Origin of the sequence: Halorubrum sp. LN27, from assembly GCF_016635065.1 — an archaeon.
GTDB classification, from domain to species: Archaea; Halobacteriota; Halobacteria; order Halobacteriales; family Haloferacaceae; genus Halorubrum; species Halorubrum salipaludis.
In genome coordinates this window covers 638,458-653,434 of sequence record NZ_JAEPET010000001.1, presented here as the reverse complement: position 1 = coordinate 653,434, position 14,977 = coordinate 638,458, and the positions used below count along the sequence as shown (strand labels likewise).

Annotated in this window: 16 protein-coding genes; 10 read left to right on the top strand and 6 right to left on the bottom strand. The window is 70.1% G+C overall.

From position 1 onward, the window contains the following. Positions 1–220: 220 nt before the first annotated feature. Complete coding sequence (locus JIN95_RS03170; RefSeq protein WP_200530491.1) at positions 221–688, bottom strand: PaaI family thioesterase; 468 nt, start codon at positions 686–688, stop codon at positions 221–223. Beyond that, on the bottom strand, positions 685–1,806 hold the full coding sequence (locus JIN95_RS03165) for a pyridoxal phosphate-dependent aminotransferase (RefSeq protein WP_200530490.1): 1,122 nt from the start codon (positions 1,804–1,806) through the stop codon (positions 685–687). Before JIN95_RS03165 ends, JIN95_RS03170 begins: the two co-directional genes overlap by 4 nt. A 121-nt stretch (positions 1,807–1,927) precedes the next feature. On the opposite strand from JIN95_RS03165, the gene JIN95_RS03160 reads away from it, so the two are divergent. After that, a complete protein-coding gene (locus tag JIN95_RS03160; protein ID WP_095636486.1) occupies positions 1,928–2,431 on the top strand; it encodes a metal-dependent hydrolase in 504 nt (167 codons plus the stop codon). A 79-nt stretch (positions 2,432–2,510) separates the two neighbouring features. Here the strand turns inward: JIN95_RS03160 and JIN95_RS03155 are convergent, their stop codons facing one another. After that, entirely contained in the window at positions 2,511–3,329 is an 819-nt protein-coding gene (locus JIN95_RS03155) for a PHP domain-containing protein (RefSeq protein WP_200530489.1), read from the bottom strand. A gap of 158 nt (positions 3,330–3,487) precedes the next feature. Here JIN95_RS03155 and JIN95_RS03150 point away from each other — a divergent pair, with 158 nt between their 5' ends. Then, positions 3,488–3,784 carry a hypothetical protein gene (locus JIN95_RS03150; RefSeq protein WP_095636484.1) on the top strand — a complete coding sequence of 99 codons (297 nt, stop codon included), beginning with the start codon at positions 3,488–3,490 and terminating at the stop codon, positions 3,782–3,784. 14 nt (positions 3,785–3,798) lie between these two features. On the opposite strand, the gene rocF is transcribed toward JIN95_RS03150, so the two are convergent. Further along, positions 3,799–4,704 (bottom strand): arginase, encoded by a 906-nt coding sequence (gene rocF / locus JIN95_RS03145; RefSeq protein ID WP_200530488.1) that lies wholly within the window; start codon positions 4,702–4,704, stop codon positions 3,799–3,801. A 100-nt stretch (positions 4,705–4,804) separates the two neighbouring features. Between rocF and JIN95_RS03140 the strand changes: the two genes are divergently transcribed. Then, a complete protein-coding gene (locus tag JIN95_RS03140) occupies positions 4,805–5,020 on the top strand; it encodes a hypothetical protein (protein ID WP_095636482.1) in 216 nt (71 codons plus the stop codon). A 67-nt stretch (positions 5,021–5,087) separates the two neighbouring features. Further along, complete coding sequence (locus tag JIN95_RS03135) at positions 5,088–5,621, top strand: Rrf2 family transcriptional regulator (RefSeq protein ID WP_095636481.1); 534 nt, start codon at positions 5,088–5,090, stop codon at positions 5,619–5,621. A 249-nt stretch (positions 5,622–5,870) separates the two neighbouring features. Here the strand turns inward: JIN95_RS03135 and JIN95_RS03130 are convergent, their stop codons facing one another. Then, positions 5,871–7,052: an NAD(P)/FAD-dependent oxidoreductase gene (locus tag JIN95_RS03130; RefSeq protein WP_095636480.1), complete on the bottom strand. Its 1,182-nt coding sequence runs from the start codon at positions 7,050–7,052 to the stop codon at positions 5,871–5,873. Positions 7,053–7,230: 178 nt separating this feature from the next. Further along, entirely contained in the window at positions 7,231–8,049 is an 819-nt protein-coding gene (locus tag JIN95_RS03125; RefSeq protein ID WP_200530487.1) for a nucleoside phosphorylase, read from the bottom strand. A 174-nt stretch (positions 8,050–8,223) separates the two neighbouring features. On the opposite strand from JIN95_RS03125, the gene JIN95_RS03120 reads away from it, so the two are divergent. From JIN95_RS03120 to JIN95_RS03095, 6 genes are all read left to right on the top strand, one after another. Continuing rightward, entirely contained in the window at positions 8,224–8,985 is a 762-nt protein-coding gene (locus JIN95_RS03120) for a helix-turn-helix domain-containing protein (protein ID WP_200530486.1), read from the top strand. 86 nt (positions 8,986–9,071) lie between these two features. After that, the gene (locus JIN95_RS03115; RefSeq protein ID WP_200530485.1) at positions 9,072–10,550 is read left to right on the top strand and encodes an amidohydrolase family protein; all 1,479 of its coding nucleotides are present in this window, start codon (positions 9,072–9,074) and stop codon (positions 10,548–10,550) included. Between the two features lie 234 nt (positions 10,551–10,784). Next, the gene (locus JIN95_RS03110; RefSeq protein WP_144049531.1) at positions 10,785–12,050 is read left to right on the top strand and encodes a 4Fe-4S ferredoxin N-terminal domain-containing protein; all 1,266 of its coding nucleotides are present in this window, start codon (positions 10,785–10,787) and stop codon (positions 12,048–12,050) included. Further along, positions 12,047–13,369 (top strand): NrfD/PsrC family molybdoenzyme membrane anchor subunit, encoded by a 1,323-nt coding sequence (gene nrfD / locus JIN95_RS03105; RefSeq protein ID WP_095636475.1) that lies wholly within the window; start codon positions 12,047–12,049, stop codon positions 13,367–13,369. The genes JIN95_RS03110 and nrfD overlap by 4 nt, the downstream gene beginning before the upstream one ends. Next, entirely contained in the window at positions 13,366–13,653 is a 288-nt protein-coding gene (locus JIN95_RS03100; protein ID WP_095636474.1) for a hypothetical protein, read from the top strand. Before nrfD ends, JIN95_RS03100 begins: the two co-directional genes overlap by 4 nt. 122 nt (positions 13,654–13,775) lie before the next feature. After that, entirely contained in the window at positions 13,776–14,966 is a 1,191-nt protein-coding gene (locus tag JIN95_RS03095) for an Mrp/NBP35 family ATP-binding protein (protein WP_234699152.1), read from the top strand. The last annotated feature ends 11 nt before the right edge of the window (positions 14,967–14,977 follow it).

Here is a 14,977-nt window from a genome sequence, read left to right as displayed (position 1 = left end):
CGGAGGCCTTGCTGCGCGCCTCGCTCGTTCGCTTCGCTCACTCGCTGCGGTGCTTACTGCGGCCGCCTTCGCCCTCGCGGCTGCCCCTTTGGGTCCCGCCCGGACCGCAACCGCAGCCTCACGCCTCCCCAGCCTCGCGGCTCCCTACGGTCGCCGCGTCCCTCGCACGCGCTCCTCGTGGCCTGTCGGCCACTCGGAGGCGCGCGCCGACCGCAGTTCGTCAGTCCCCCTGATCGAGGTCCCACGGCGCGTCGTCCGGGAGGTCGCTCGTCTTGTATACGCCCCTGCCGACGGCGACGTTCCGGTCGTCGGCGTCGTCGCCCGCCCGCTGAACGACTTCCACGTCGACGACGGCGGTCTCGCCGCCCTCGCGGACGACCTCGGCGGTCGCGACGAGGTCGTCGGTCGCGGGCGCGAGGTAGTCGATCCGGAAGTCGATCGTCGGCGTCGGGAACCCGACCAGCGCGGTCGCGGCCGCGCCGGCGACGCTGTCGGCCAACGAGAAGGCGACGCCGCCCTGCGCGATCGCCCGCCGGCGGTTCGAGGAGTGCTTTTCACTAAATCGCAGTCGACCCGCGGCGCGCCCGTCGGCGGCCTCGGTCACCTCGATGTCGAGTAAGTCGCGGTACGGGCTCCGGTTGAAGTAGTCGAGGATGTCGTCCCCGCCGCGTCCGTCGTCATCGCTCATCGCGACTCGGGGGCGCCGTCCGCGAAGTAGTCGGCGAGGCGCTCCGCGGCCTCGACGGTCCGCGGCGTCACGAGGGCGAACCGGATCCACTCGTCGCGGGCGGTGCCGAACGCCTCGCCCGGCATCCCGGCGACGCCGGCCTCGTCGATCAGACGCTTGACGTTCGCCATCGTGCCGGGGAACCCGTCGAAGCGCGCGAGCACGTAGAACGCGCCCTCGGGACGGGTGTACTCCGCGCCCGCCGCGTCGAGCGCGTCGGTGAAGGCGTCGACCCGCTGGGCGAGCAGATCGCGCGCCTCCGCGTAGTAGTCGGGGGGCGTCTCCGCGAGCGCGTGGTGGACGGCGTACTGCGAGGGGCGCGCCCCGGCGACGTTCACGAGCATGTGCCGCGTCTTGGCGTCGCCGACGTGCCCCTCGGGGAAGACGCCGTACCCGACCCGGAACCCGGTGATCGCCATCGACTTCGAGAAGCCGCTGGTGACGATCACCCGGTCCGAGTCGAGCGTCAGCGCAGACTCGAACCCGCCGGTCAGATCGAAGTGATCGTACACCTCGTCGACCATCACGAGGGCGTCGACCGCCTCGGCAATCGCGACGATCTCGCGGATCGCGTCGAGGTCGTATATTGCCCCCGTCGGGTTGTTCGGCGTGTTCAGCACGATGAGAGCGGTGTCCTCGCTCGCGGCCTCGCGGAACGCGTCAACGTCGAGGCCGCCGTCGCGCTCGGTCGGGACGAGGGTCGACTCGCCGCCGAGCAGGTCCGTCTTGCCGGGGTAGTACGGGTAGACGGGATCGGTGAGGAGCGCCTCGTCGCCCGCGCCGCGCTCGAACGCGCGCGCCATCGCGAGGTAGTTCGCCTCGCCCGTCCCGTTCGTGACGACGACGCGGTCGGGGTCGACGTTCCGACGTTCGGCGATCGCCTCGCGGAGCTCCAGTAACCCCTCGCTCGGCGGGTACTGGAAGTCGTCCGGGGGGAGGTCGGCGTAGTCGCGGAGCGCCTCCCGCAGCGCGGTCGGCGGCTCCCAGTCGGGGTTGCCGCTCACCATGTCGATGACGTCGCCGTCGGCCCCGACCGCGTACTGCATCACGTGGAAGAACTTCGGCTCCTCGTACTCCATATCGGTGGCTCGGCGTCGGGTTCCCTGTCTCTTTCGGCTGGCCGTCCGCGTGCGGTCCGCAGAACCGTCTCCGACCGCACCGATCCGGTGGTTTCACCTACGCCCCCGGCCACCCGGAGGTATGAACAAACGGGGTCACGTTCTCAACGCCTTGCTGCTCGCGCTCGGGCTCGGCTTCGTCATCGAGCCGAACCTCGGCATGGCCACCGCGCGGACCGTCGCCGAGATCACCGTCCCGATCGTGTTGGGAGCGCTGTTCCCCGACGTCGACACCGCCTTCGGCCGCCACCGGAAGACGCTCCACAGCCTCCCGGTGCTCGGAATCTTCCTCGCGTACCCGATCGTGTTCGGGAACCTCCAGTACGTCTGGATCGGGGTGTTGACTCACTACGTTCTCGACGTGGTCGGGAGCCGCCGCGGGATCGCGCTGTTCCACCCGCTGTCGGACACCGAGTACGGGATGCCGACCGGCGTGACGACGAGCAGCAAGTACGCGGACCTGGTCACCGTGATCGTCACCGCGGTGGAGCTCGCGGTCTTCTGGGCGATCCACACCTACGTCGTGACCCTGGACCTGGACGTCTCCGCGATCGCCTCGGAGGCGGCCGCCGGGATCGGAATCTGAAGGGGGCTGGTCGGCCTTCGGGATCTGAGGGGGACCGAGCCGTCGTCTGGGGAGACCCAGTCGACCGCCTGCGGAGGACCTAGTTCGGCCGGTAGTCGGAGAGCGTCCCGGAGTAGACGCTCACGTCGTTGAACCGCCCCTCGTAGGCGACGTTGCTCGGGAGGGTCGGCTCGTCGCCCGAGAGGAACTGCCGGTCGAGTTTCTCCCACGTGTTCTCGTACGCGAGGTGGGCGAACTCCACGACCCCGCGGAGCTGGTGGCCGGCGCCGCCGCGGTGGACCACGGTGCGTGGCCGCGCCTCGCGGAAGGCCTCGACGACCTCGTCGACGCCGTCGAGGTCGCCGTCGAACTCCGTCCACGCCTCGCCGACGGTGCCGGGGAGGTGGGCGTACGACGAGCCGAACCCCGGCTGGTCGGTGGCCTCGGCGATCCGCCGCGTCCGGGCGTTCTGGTGGGGGAGGAGCTTCGTGTTGTAGATCTCGATCGCGTCGATCCGCGCGCCGTGGGCGTCGATCTCCGGCCGGGTGAGCGAGATGGTCGCGAAGCTCGGGTGGGGCGCGAGCACGGCCGCGTCCTGCCGGTCGGCCTCGGCCATCGCCGCCTCGAACGTGATGTAGTCGGGGACCGGCTCGTCCAGGCCGAGAACGAGGATGTGCCGCCGGTTCCCCCAGTCGCCCGTGAACACCTCTCGCGCGGGGATCACGGTCAGGTCGTCGTCGGAGTACCGGGCCGCGCGCTGTCGGATCGTCGGCAGGCGGGTGAAGTGCGGGGCGTACACGAGCGCGTCGATCCCCCGTTCCTTCGCGAGGGCCACGACGTCGTCGTCGAGCACCTTCACGTGGGCGTCGACGCGCGTTCTCGATCCAGTCACGGGTGGGCGTTCTTCGTCGCCGAGCAAAGGCGTATCGTTCGACGGCGAGACGGTCCGGTACCGTCACCTACACGCGGGTGCGGGGACCCGGAGGCGGTTGCGACGGAAATCGGGGGAGAACGACGGGACCCGAGCGGCGGTCGCCGGGGGAAACCGTTAATCCCCCGCGGCGGGGACTGGATGACATGCCCCGTTGGACGTGCGGAATCGACGGCTGCGACGCCGCCTTCGACGACGTGGAGTCGGCCATCGTCCATCAGACGAACGGCCACCAGCGCCACGAGTGCAAGGTGTGCGGCACGATCGTTCCGGACGGCTACTTCGCGATCCGGCACGCGTTCGACGAGCACACCCGCGCCGAGTTCGTGCGCGCGTACGACGCCGACTCCGCGGCGGTCCGCCGCCGCGAGGAGATCAAACGGGAGATCGAACGCGAGGCGGACCTCCAGACGGTCGTCGATCAGCTGGACCGGAGTCCCTGAGTCACTGCCGGGGTTCAGAGCACCCGTTTGCCGAACGCGCTCGCGGCCAGCTCCGTCGCGAGCTCCGCGGTCTCGTTGTGCTGGTCGAGGGTCGGGTTCACCTCGACGAGCTCCATCGACCGGACCGAGTCGCTCTCGGCGACGACCTCCATCGCGCTGTGGGCCTCCCGGTAGGTGGCGCCGCCCCTGACCGGCGTCCCGACGCCGGGCGCCTCCTTGGGATCGAGCCAGTCCAGGTCGAGACTGACGTGGACGCCGTCGACGCCCGCCGCCGCCTCGGCCATCGCCTCCTCCGCCACGTCCGTGATCCCGCGCTCGTCGATGTCGGACATCGTGTAGGCGGCGAACCCGTGGTCGCGGATCACATCGACCTCCGCGTCGTCGACGGATCGCAGCCCGACGAGCGCGACGTTTTCCGGGTCGAGCCCGGGGGCGTTCGCCCAGTCCGAGCCGGCGAACTCGCCGAGGCCGAGCGCGGCCGCGAGGGGCATCCCGTGGACGTTCCCAGAGGGCGTCGTCGCGGGGGTGTTGAGGTCGGCGTGGGCGTCGAACCACACCGCGCCGATCTCCGCGTCGCGCGCGGACCCGACGAGCGAGCCGATGGCGATCGAGTGGTCGCCGCCGAGCGCGAGCGGCACGTCACCCTCCGCGAGCGTCCCGCCGACCTTGTCCGCGAGCCGGCGGCAGACGTCGGCCGTCTCGCGGAGGAACTTCGCCTTCCCGTCGCGCGGCGCCTCCGCGTCCGGGTCGCGCTCCTCCGCCCGGGGAACCGCGAGGTCCCCCGCGTCGACCGTCTCGACGCCCGCGCCCGCGAGCTGGTCGGCCAGCCCCGCGTAGCGGATCGCCGACGGTCCCATGTCCACGCCGCGTCGGTTCGCCCCGTAGTCGGTCGGCGCGCCGATGATCTTGACGGTGGTCATGTCCGAGCAAGCGCTCCGGCGACGCTTGAATGGTGGGGGTCCTCGCCGCGGCCGCGACGCGATCGCACACGGTTTTCACGCCTGCGCTCCAACGTCGGGTATGAGCGGCTCCGACCGCGACTTCACGCCGGCCGACCTCGAACCGATCGGCGCCATGATCGCCGTCGCGTTCACCGGCGCCGTGATCGGGCTCGTCGGCGCCGGAGTCGCGTTCTTCGTCGGCGACCTCGGCCTCGCGCTGATCGGGGTCGGCGTCGTGGTCGCGCTCTCTAGTCCGATCGCGTACGTTCGGCTCCGTCGCCTCGGCGGATCCTGAAAAACCGCACGATCGTTTATAACGGGCTTCCATCGCATTTAAGCAGGGTGGCCATCTATTCGCGACCATGTCATCGATCGAGCTCACGTCGAGCCAGAAAAGCATCCTCTCGGCCCTCATCAACCTGTACGGGGAACAGGAGGACGCCGTCAAAGGCGAAGCGATCGCAGAGGAAGTCGACCGTAACCCGGGGACGATCCGGAACCAGATGCAGAGCCTGAAGGCCCTCCAGCTGGTCGAGGGGGTACCCGGGCCGAAGGGCGGGTACAAGCCCACCTCGAACGCGTACGAGGCGCTCGACATCCAGCGGATGGACGAGCCCGCGGACGTGCCGATCTACCACGAGGGCGAGGAGGTCACCGGCGTCAACGTCGACGGGATCGACCTCTCCAGCGTCCACCACCCCGAGCTCTGCCGCGCCGAGATCCACGTCCAGGGCTCCGTCCGGAACTTCCACGAGGGCGACTCCGTCACCGTCGGCCCGACGCCCCTCTCGAAGCTCGTCATCGACGGAACCGTCGACGGGAAAGACGACACCGCGAACATCCTCATCCTCCGGATCGACGACATGCGCGCGCCGGACGAGCCCGCCGAGCACTGAACGCTCCGGCAACCGGATCCCCGAGACTGAACGCTCCAGCGACGACGTCTTCTGCGTCCCTCTCTCCGCGGCCGCGTTAACGGTCCGAGCGGGGCCTCAGCGATCCGAGCGCAGCCTTAGCGATCCGAGCGCAGCCGCTCACGGTCGGATTCCGAGTTCGCCGCGCCGCTGAAGCTGCAGCGTTCTGCGCTGAGAAGTTCCGAGCGTTTCCGAACCGAGACCGGTGGTCGAGCCGCGCGCTCGCCGACCCTACATGTCGCCGAACGCGCTCACGCCGCGCCCGGTCGAGGAGACCTTCGCGATCCACCGCACCGCGATGGACTTCTTGAGCAGCTTCGCGGGGGTCCCGCCGAACGTCTTGATCGGCATCCCCATCACGTCGTGGGCGACCGCGTCCTCGCCGACCGAGATGACGGTCCCCTTGTCCGTGTGCTCCCACGACTGGAGGGGCGCGCCGCGGGCGGCGCGCGCGAGGTTCTCGCCGGCGACCTCCGCGGCCTGCCAGGCGGCCTGCGCGGTCGGCGGCGCCACGTCGTCGTCGCCCTGCTCGACGAGGGCGGTGTCGCCGATGGCGAACACGCGGTCGTCGCTGGTGGTGAAGTCGGAGGCGGCGTGGACGCGGTTCGAGCGCTCGTCCTTCTCGACCTCGACGTTCTCTAACTCCGGCTGGCCCGTGATGCCGCCGGTCCAGATCAGCACGTCGTACCCGAGCTCCTCGGGCTCCTCGTCCTCGCCGCCGCCGAGGTACACCGCGTCCTCGTCGGCCTTCGAGATGAAGTCGCCGGTGAGGATCTCGATGTCGGCGTCCTCGAGCCGCTGGCGGAGCGCGCCCTGGACCTGCGGGTCGTTCCCGGGGAAGACCTCGTCGAGGCCCTCGACGAGCTTGATGTTGATCGGGGCGCGGTGCTTGTCGCGGTACTCCGCGATCTCGCCCGCGGTCTGGATCCCGGAGAGGCCGGCGCCGCCGACGATGACCTCGACGGGGTCGGACCGCGTCGCCTCGGCGGCGGCCGACCGCACGTCCTCGTGGATCGCCTTGGCGTCGTCGAGGCTCTTGAGCTGGTGGGCGTTCTCCTTGAGCCCCTCGATACCGAAGAAGGCGGTCGTGGAGCCGACGCCGAGCAGGAGGTAGTCGTAGTCGACGGTCGTCCCGTCGTCCGTCTCGACGACCCGCTCGTCAGTGTCGACGTCGACGACGCGACCCTGCACGAAGTCGGACTCGGGCGATTTGATCTCGTCGACGGGAATGGTGATCTTCTCGGCGACCGCGGGATTGCGGATCGCGCGGTGGACCTCGTGGAGGACGAGGTGGTAGTCGTGCTCTGAGATCCACGTGAGCTCGGCCTCGCCATCGCCGACCTCGTCTTCGAACGCCTTCACCGCCCCTGCGCCGGCATACCCGGAACCGACGACGACGACCTGTGTAGCCATGCGTGTCGCTCCGCGGTCCGCGGGTAAAGTCGCTTTGGAACGTCGCTGACGGGGTCATCGGCAGATCGACACGCGGCGACCAGCGCACGCCGCGGACGGGCGGCGACCGACGCGCGGCAACCAGCGCACGCCGACGGACGCGCAGCGATCGCGGAGCCGCCGTCGGGCCGTCTCGACCCTACAGCGAGAGGCCGGCGTGCCAGCGGTCGGCGCCCGCCTCCGCCTTGACCTCGTCCATCCGCGCGAGGAGCTTCACGGCGAGGCTCGCGGTCTCCGCCGCCTGCGACTCGCCCTCGGTCCGGAACTCGCCGGTGACGCGGTTCGCGTAGACGGAGCAGACCGCGCCGGCGCGGAGCCCGTACACGTTCGCGATCGTGAGGATCGCCGACGCCTCCATCTCGATGTTCTTCACGTTCGCGTCCTGAAGCTCCGCGACCAGCTCGTCGGAACCGGCCGCCTCGAACCCCTCGAAGCCGGGGCGGCCCTGCCCGGCATAGAAGGAGTCCGCGCTCATCGTGACGCCGGTGTGGTAGTCGTGGCCCAGCCGCTCGGCGGCGGCGACGAGCGCCGAGACGACCTCGCCGTCGGCGCTCGCGGGGTAGTCCTCGCGGACGTACTCGTCGCTCGTCCCCTCCTGCCGGACCGCGCCGGTCGTGATGACCAGGTCGCCCACGTCCATCTCCGGCTGGATCGCGCCGCAGGAGCCGACCCGGATGTACGTGTCGACGCCCACCCTGGCGAGCTCCTCGACCGCGATGGCGGCCGACGGCGACCCGATCCCGGTGGAGGTCACCGAGATCGGCGCGCCCTCGTAGCTGCCGGTCGCGGTGCGGTACTCCCGGTGGCGCGCGACCTCCTCGTGGTCGTCCCACAGCGCCGTGATCTTGTCCACGCGCTCGGGGTTGCCGGGGAGCAACACCGCGTCCGCGACGTCGTCGGGCGCGACCTCGACGTGGTAGCCGGCCTCGTCGTTGGGGTCCTCGCTGTCTCCGGTCATGTCCCCCGTAGACGGTCTCCTTTTAAAATACTTCACGGACCGTCCGACGAGATGGCACCGCGGAAACGAGCCGACGCGACGCCGGTTCGGCCCGGGGTCCGCCCGCCATCGCCGGCGGCCGAGTCGGCATATGCCAACCGTGCGTTCTTGTACGGATCCGGCGTACCGATCGGCATGCAGGAGTTCGATTTCACGGTCACCTACGAGGAGGGCGCGGACGACCTGATGGACGTGTTCATCGAGAACCCGGGGCTCTACTCCCGGACGGTCTCCTGTCACGCGACCGCCGAGACGATGTGGCGCGTCGACGAGGTCACGGGACCGCCGGAGGCGCTGGAGGCGTACGACCGCCGGCTCGACGGGCTTCCCCGCTGTTCGAACCTCCGAGGCATGGGCGGCTGCGAGCTCGACTGGGAACACGAGGTGCTCGCCGAGCGGCCGACGAGCCGGCTCATCTACTCGAGACAGTCGGAGGGCGAGGGGTGCCGATCGGTGCCGTACCTCGTGACCCAGCGGCTGGGAGACGGGGCGCTCTGCCGGGCACAGCAGTACGGGAACACCTACGAGTGGAACGTGCTCGCCGACGACGACAGCGCCCTGAGCACGGTGTACGAGGAGCTCGAAGCGAACCTCCGCCCGGGGCTCGAACTGACCTTCGGACGGGTGGACGGCTCCCCCGACTGGGGGGCCGAGCGGCCGGACGCGGACGACCTCCCGCCGGAACAGCGCGAGGCGCTCCGAGCCGCGATCGAGCGGGGGTACTACGACACCCCGCGCCGGATGTCCCTCCAAGAGGTCGCGGAGGCGGAGCGGATCCCCGTCTCCACGCTCCAGTACCGCGTCTCGCGCGCCGAGGCCTGGCTCGCGAAGAACTACCTCTCCGGCCGCGAGGCGCTCGCGTCCGACCCCGTCGAGGTCGAGGAGAGCGCCCCCTGACGGGGTCGCCCGTCGCGCCGCGGCCCCGGTTGGAACATACCGAACGAACTCCCACGGTTCGGCGGCCCCGAGCACGGGTGCCGACAATGCGACGACGAACCGACGACGACGGCGGCGTATCGCGACGGAGCTATCTGGCCGGCAGCGCGGCCGCGGTCTCGCTTCCGCTCTCGGGCTGTCTGGGGTCGATCGGCGGGAGCGGCGCCGACGACGGGTCTACTGGTGACGCCCCCGACCGGCTGGTCGTCCGGAACGGGACCGTGGTCTCGGTCGATCCCGATATCGGCGTCTTGGAGCGCGCGGACGTCTACGTGGAGAACGGCGAGATCGTCGAGGTCGCCGAGGGGATCGACCCCGACGACGCGGCGGTCATCGACGCGTCCGGCGCGGTCGTCGCGCCCGGGTTCGTCAACACCCACCTCCACACGTGGCAGGCCGGCGTGCGCGGGATCGCCGGCGACTGGACCTTCACCGACTACCTCGAGATCATGCTCGGCGAGGTGAGTAGCCACTACCGGCCCGAGGACGCCTACCTCGGGAACCTGTTCGGGGCGGCCGAACAGCTCAACGCCGGGACGACGACGGTCCTCGACTGGTTCCACATCGCCAACTCCCCGGACCACTCCGACCGCGCGATCGACGGCCTGGAGGACGCGGGGATCCGGGCGGTGTTCACGCACGGCCCGCCGGGCGACGACGGCGCGAAGTGGTGGGAGGCGAGCACGGAGCCACACCCGGACGACATCGAGCGGCTCCACGAGGAGCGGTTCCCCGTCGCCGACGACCGGATCACGCTCGCGATGGGGATCCGCGGTCCCGACTACGCCACCGACGAGGTGGTCGAGGAGGACATCACCCGCGCCCGCGAGATGGGCATCCCCGCCTCGATGCACATCGGGTCCCTCGGCGGGGGCGGCGTCTACGCCTTGGAGGAACTGGGGCTGCTCGGCGACGACCTCAACTACGTCCACGCCAACCGCTTCGAGGACGAGGAGTTCGCGCTCGTCGGCGACTCCGGCGGGTCGATCTCGACCACGCCGGAGGTCGAGCTGCAGATGGGAATGGGGACGCCCGTCCTCGGGAAGGCGATGGAGGCGGGCGCGACCCCCTCCGTCGGCGTCGACATCGTGTCGAACGTCAGCGGCGACATGTTCACGCAGACCCGCATGGCCGTCGGCGTCCAGCGCGGGATCGACAATCAGCCGGTCGTCGACCGCGGCGAGCAGACGACCGAGGTCTCCATCGACCCCCACCGGGCGCTGGAGATCGCGACCATCGAGGGCGCCCGGGCGCTCGGTCTCGAGGACCGCGTCGGCTCGATCACGCCGGGGAAGCGCGCCGACCTCGTCGTGATCGACGGCGGCGACGTCAACACGCTGCCGGTGAACAACCCGGTCGAGACGGTGGCGTTCCAGGCGGGCGTCGGAAACGTCGACACGGTGATCGTCGACGGCGAGGTCGCGAAACGCGACGGCGCGCTCACGAACGACGCACTCGCAGAGGAGCGCGACGCGTTCGAGGCGTCCGCGGAGCGGGTCCTCTCCGAGAGCGGCCTCGCGGAGTGAGTCGGTCCCTCCGGTGATCGCGAGCGGCGCTTTATCTTGATCCGCTCGAACATATTCGCGGTCGTTTCTATCGGCTAAGAATCCGACCAACGATTGACCCGCCGAATCCCGTACGTCGGAACCGGGAACGTCAGTCCGGGGCCCGCGACCGCCGCCGGCGTCGGCGGTGCCCCCGGACCCGGCGACGCTCCCGTGACCCGTCCGCACGGGGCGGGAGAACACTCCATTCCGACCATGAGCACCGACGACGAATCGATGTACGCGACACCGGACGAGGAGCACAGGCGGCTCCTCGAGGAGACCGGGTACGACGCGGATCTCGGCATGGAGATGGCTCGGGACGCCCAGAAGGTGTCCGCGGGCGATCTCTCGGAGGTCGAGTTCTACCGTCGCTATCACGACCGGATCCTCGAGGAGTTCGACGTCGACGACCGCGAGGTCGACTTGCCAGATCCCGACGAGGTCGACTCGGGAGACGTGAACGCCATCGACCGCATCGAAGGGGCGTTCGAGGGCATCGGGGAGACCCTGCGGGGCGTTGACGGCGACGAGAGCGAGTCGCGGCGATCGGTGATGAAGAAGGGCGCCGCGGCCGCCGCGCTCGGGCTCGGCGGGCTCGGGAGCGCCGGCGCGACCACCGGCGGCGACGACGGCGCCGCGGGCGCCGGCGGCGGCGACGACGGCGAGGGCACTCGTTGGGGGATGACGATCAACCTCAACAACTGCGACGGGTGTCTCGCCTGCATGGTCGCGTGCGACCAGGAGCACAACCTCTCCGAGGGCGCCAACTGGATGTACGTCTTCGCGTTCGAAGACGAAGGGCAGGGCGAGCAGGAGAACTTCCTGCCGCGGACCTGCCAGCACTGCACGGACTCGCCGTGCACGAAGGTGTGTCCGGTCGGGGCCCGCCACACCCGCGAGGAGGACGGGCTCGTCCTGACGGACTACGACATCTGTATCGGCTGCCGGTACTGCGAGGTGTCCTGTCCGTACGGCGTCAACTACTTCCAGTGGGGCGAGCCGGACGTGCCCGAGTCCGAGATCGACGACGACCACCAGATCGACGACCGCGGGCGCTGGGTCGGCTCTCGGCCGCCGGAGGGCGTGATGGGCAAGTGCACGTTCTGCGTCGACCGGCAGGACGGCCAGATGGGCGAAGAGAAGGTCGGCACCACCGCCTGCGAGGAGGCGTGCACCATGGACGCCATCCACTTCGGCGACCTCAACGACCCGGAGAGCCCGCCGAACCAGCACCTCGAAGAGTACCGCTCCGGACAGGAGAACGACCTCGAGGAGTTCCCGAACCGGAAGGAACACACCGTGTCCACGTTCAAGCTGATGGAGGAACGCGGCACCGAGCCGAACGTCCAGTTCATCGGCAACGAGCCCTCGCCGCACGCCGAGCAGGTTGAGGGTCCCGTCGCCTACGAGGACATGGGGATCACCGACAACCGCAAGGAGGTCCTCGATCGAGGCGCCGACGGGGGTGAAGAGGCGTGAGCGTCGACGTGACGGGGGTCGACCGGGAGACGCTCGTCCGGCCGATCCAGACGTTCACGAAGCGCTACCTGGCCGCGTTGGCGGTCGCCTTCGGCCTGATCGGCGTCTGGCTGTTCTTCTACGTCCAGCAGCTCCAGCACGGCCTGATCGTCACGAACCTCGCCGACTGGGGCTCCGGCGGCGGCGTTCCGTGGGGGCTGTACATCGGCGCGTTCATCTGGTGGGTCGGGATCGCGCACGGCGGGATCATCCTCTCGGCCGCGGTGCGGCTGCTCGGGATGGACACCTACCAGCCCGTCGCGCGCCTCGCGGAGCTGCTGACGATCGCGGCGCTGACCTGCGCCGGCGTCTTCATCCTCATCCACGTCGGCCGGCCCGACCGACTGGTGACGAGCGTCCTCCCCGCGTGGCCGACGCGGGTCCAGTGGTCGCCGCTGATGTGGGACGTGACCGTCATCACCGCCTACTTCGTGTTGACCGCGACGTACCTCGCGCTCACGATCCGGTACGACGTTCACCGGCTCCGCGACCGCCTTCCGAACGTCCTCGAACCGGTGTACCGCGTCATCACGGTCGGCTACACCGAGAAGGAAGACCAGGTCGTCGAGCGGATGGTCTGGTGGATCGCCTTCGCGATCATCATCATGGCGCCGCTGTTGCTCCACGGCGGGGTGATCCCGTGGCTGTTCTCGCTGCTGCCGTCGATGGCCGGCTGGCACGGCGGCGTCCAGGGGCCGTCGTTCCTCTCGATCGCCCTGACCTCCGCGGTCAGCGGGATCATCATCATCTCGGCGGCGTTCCGGTACGCGTACGGCTGGGACGAGCTCATTCCGGACACCGTCTTCCAGGGGCTCGCGAAGTGGCTCGGCTTCTTCAGCCTGATCTTCCTGTGGCTCCAGCTCCAGCAGGTGATCACGGGGATCTTCGCCGCGCCGACGACGCTCCAGCACGCGACCGAGGTGAAGATCGCGACCCCGCTGTACTGGGTCGCGATCGGCCTCGTCGCGCTCGCGATGCTGTACGCGTTCGCGACCTCGCTGCGGCCCGAGCTGTACGACATTCGCGTCCTCGTCGGCATGTCCGTGGCCGTCCTGTTCGGCACGCTCGCCGAGAAGGTGCTGTTCGTCGTCGAGGGGCTCCAGCACGCCCACTTCGACCTGTACGCCGGGGTGCCCGGCGCGTACATCCCCTCGCCCGTCGAGATCTCGGCCGTGCTCGGGACGGTGGGTATCGTCGTGCTGTTCTTCCTCGTCGTCTCGAAGGTGATCCCGGTCGTTGAACTGCACGCGATCGAAGACCACGAGGAGGTGGACGCATGACGCCGCTCGCCGCGTCCGCCGTCGCCGCGCTCGCGTCGGGGCCCGCCGCGGTGCCGCTCGCCTCGTCGCCCGAGTACACGCTCCCGTTCGTCGGGCCGGGGACGTACCTCATCTTCGGGATCGTCCTCCTGCCGGTGTACGCGATGGTCGCGGCGTGGTTCATCGGGGACCCGAGCGACCGGTTCGCGAACCTGCTCGGACTCGGCTACCTCGCCGGCCTCACCACCGTGCTGTGGGGGAGCCTGTTCGTGGCGACGATCATCATCGGGGTCGTGTTCTTCTGACGCGATCCCCGCTCCCCGCAGTGGCACGGGCTGAGAATCCGCGTTCGAACTAACCTTTTCCCGCTCGAATCTGACGCCGAGCGCCCGAATCGACCGCCGGACGCCACCTGACCGCTCTCACCATGACCCTCAGCGAAACCGAACTGACCGATCGACTTGCCGCAGTCGAAGACCCGCTCAACGACGACGACATCGTCTCGATGGGGCTCGTCGACGACGTGACGATCGACGACGGCACCGCCGAGGTGACGCTCGCGTTCAACGCCCCGCACGCGCCCGCCGAGATGGAGATCGGCGACGCGGTCCGCGAGGCCGTCGAAGACGCGGGGCTCGAGCCGGAGCTGCGCGCCGAGTTCCGGAAGGAACACGGCTTCGAGACGGACGCACTCCCCGGCGTCCGCAACGTGATCGCCGTCGCCTCCGGCAAGGGCGGCGTCGGGAAGACGACCGTCGCCGCGAACCTCGCCGCGGGGCTGAAGGACCGCGGCGCGCGCGTCGGCATCCTCGACGCCGACGTGCACGGCCCGAACGTCCCGCGGCTGCTCCCGACGGAGAACGAGCCGGGCGTCACGCCGAACGAGGAGATCGTCCCGCCGGCCTCCGACGGCGTGCGCGTGATGAGCACCGACCACCTGATGCCCGACGGCGACCAACCGGCGGTGATGCGCGGGCCGATGGTGAACAACGTGATGATGAAGTTCGTCAACGAGGTCGAGTGGGGCCGGCTCGACTACCTCGTCGTCGACCTCCCGCCGGGTACCGGCGACGCGTCGCTGAACCTACTCCAGTCGCTGCCCGTCGCGGGCGTCGTCATCGTCACGACGCCGCAGGAGATGGCCGTCGCCGACGCGCGCAAGGGGCTCCGGCTGTTCGACGAGCACGACGCGCCCGTCCTCGGCGTCGTCGAGAACATGAGCGCGTTCCGGTGCCCCGAGTGCGGCGACACCCACGCCGTCTTCGGCGAGGGGGGCGGCGACGAGATCCGCGACGACTACGGCGTGCCGGTCCTCTCGCGGCTCCCCGTTCACCCCGACTTCGACTCCGAGGGCTCCGACGGGCCGTCGGTACGGGACCCGGAGAGCCCGGTCCGTGAGGACCTCTTCGAGATGGTGGACGACGTGGCGGACCGCGTCGGCGAGGTGAACCGCCGCCGGGTCGCCGAGCGCGTCGGAGACTGGACGGACGGCGACGAGCCGGAGTCGGCCGCCGGCTCCGACGAGGATCGGACCGGCGCCGACGGCGAGGAGCCAGGCGCCGACGGCGAGGACCCCGGCTCCGACGCCCCCGACGCGACCGCCTCCCCGGCCGAGTGAGCGGGGACGGA

Coding starts and splice junctions, on each gene's coding strand:
- JIN95_RS03140 (WP_095636482.1), top strand. CDS start 4,805: ATGAGCGGCTCCGACCGCGACTTCACGCCGGCCGACCTCGAACCGATC.
- JIN95_RS03150 (WP_095636484.1), top strand. CDS start 3,488: ATGCCCCGTTGGACGTGCGGAATCGACGGCTGCGACGCCGCCTTCGAC.
- JIN95_RS03095 (WP_234699152.1), top strand. CDS start 13,776: ATGACCCTCAGCGAAACCGAACTGACCGATCGACTTGCCGCAGTCGAA.
- JIN95_RS03130 (WP_095636480.1), bottom strand. CDS start 7,052: ATGGCTACACAGGTCGTCGTCGTCGGTTCCGGGTATGCCGGCGCAGGG.
- JIN95_RS03100 (WP_095636474.1), top strand. CDS start 13,366: ATGACGCCGCTCGCCGCGTCCGCCGTCGCCGCGCTCGCGTCGGGGCCC.
- JIN95_RS03125 (WP_200530487.1), bottom strand. CDS start 8,049: ATGACCGGAGACAGCGAGGACCCCAACGACGAGGCCGGCTACCACGTC.
- JIN95_RS03165 (WP_200530490.1), bottom strand. CDS start 1,806: ATGGAGTACGAGGAGCCGAAGTTCTTCCACGTGATGCAGTACGCGGTC.
- JIN95_RS03135 (WP_095636481.1), top strand. CDS start 5,088: ATGTCATCGATCGAGCTCACGTCGAGCCAGAAAAGCATCCTCTCGGCC.
- JIN95_RS03115 (WP_200530485.1), top strand. CDS start 9,072: ATGCGACGACGAACCGACGACGACGGCGGCGTATCGCGACGGAGCTAT.
- rocF (WP_200530488.1), bottom strand. CDS start 4,704: ATGACCACCGTCAAGATCATCGGCGCGCCGACCGACTACGGGGCGAAC.
- JIN95_RS03110 (WP_144049531.1), top strand. CDS start 10,785: ATGAGCACCGACGACGAATCGATGTACGCGACACCGGACGAGGAGCAC.
- JIN95_RS03170 (WP_200530491.1), bottom strand. CDS start 688: ATGAGCGATGACGACGGACGCGGCGGGGACGACATCCTCGACTACTTC.
- JIN95_RS03120 (WP_200530486.1), top strand. CDS start 8,224: ATGCAGGAGTTCGATTTCACGGTCACCTACGAGGAGGGCGCGGACGAC.
- JIN95_RS03160 (WP_095636486.1), top strand. CDS start 1,928: ATGAACAAACGGGGTCACGTTCTCAACGCCTTGCTGCTCGCGCTCGGG.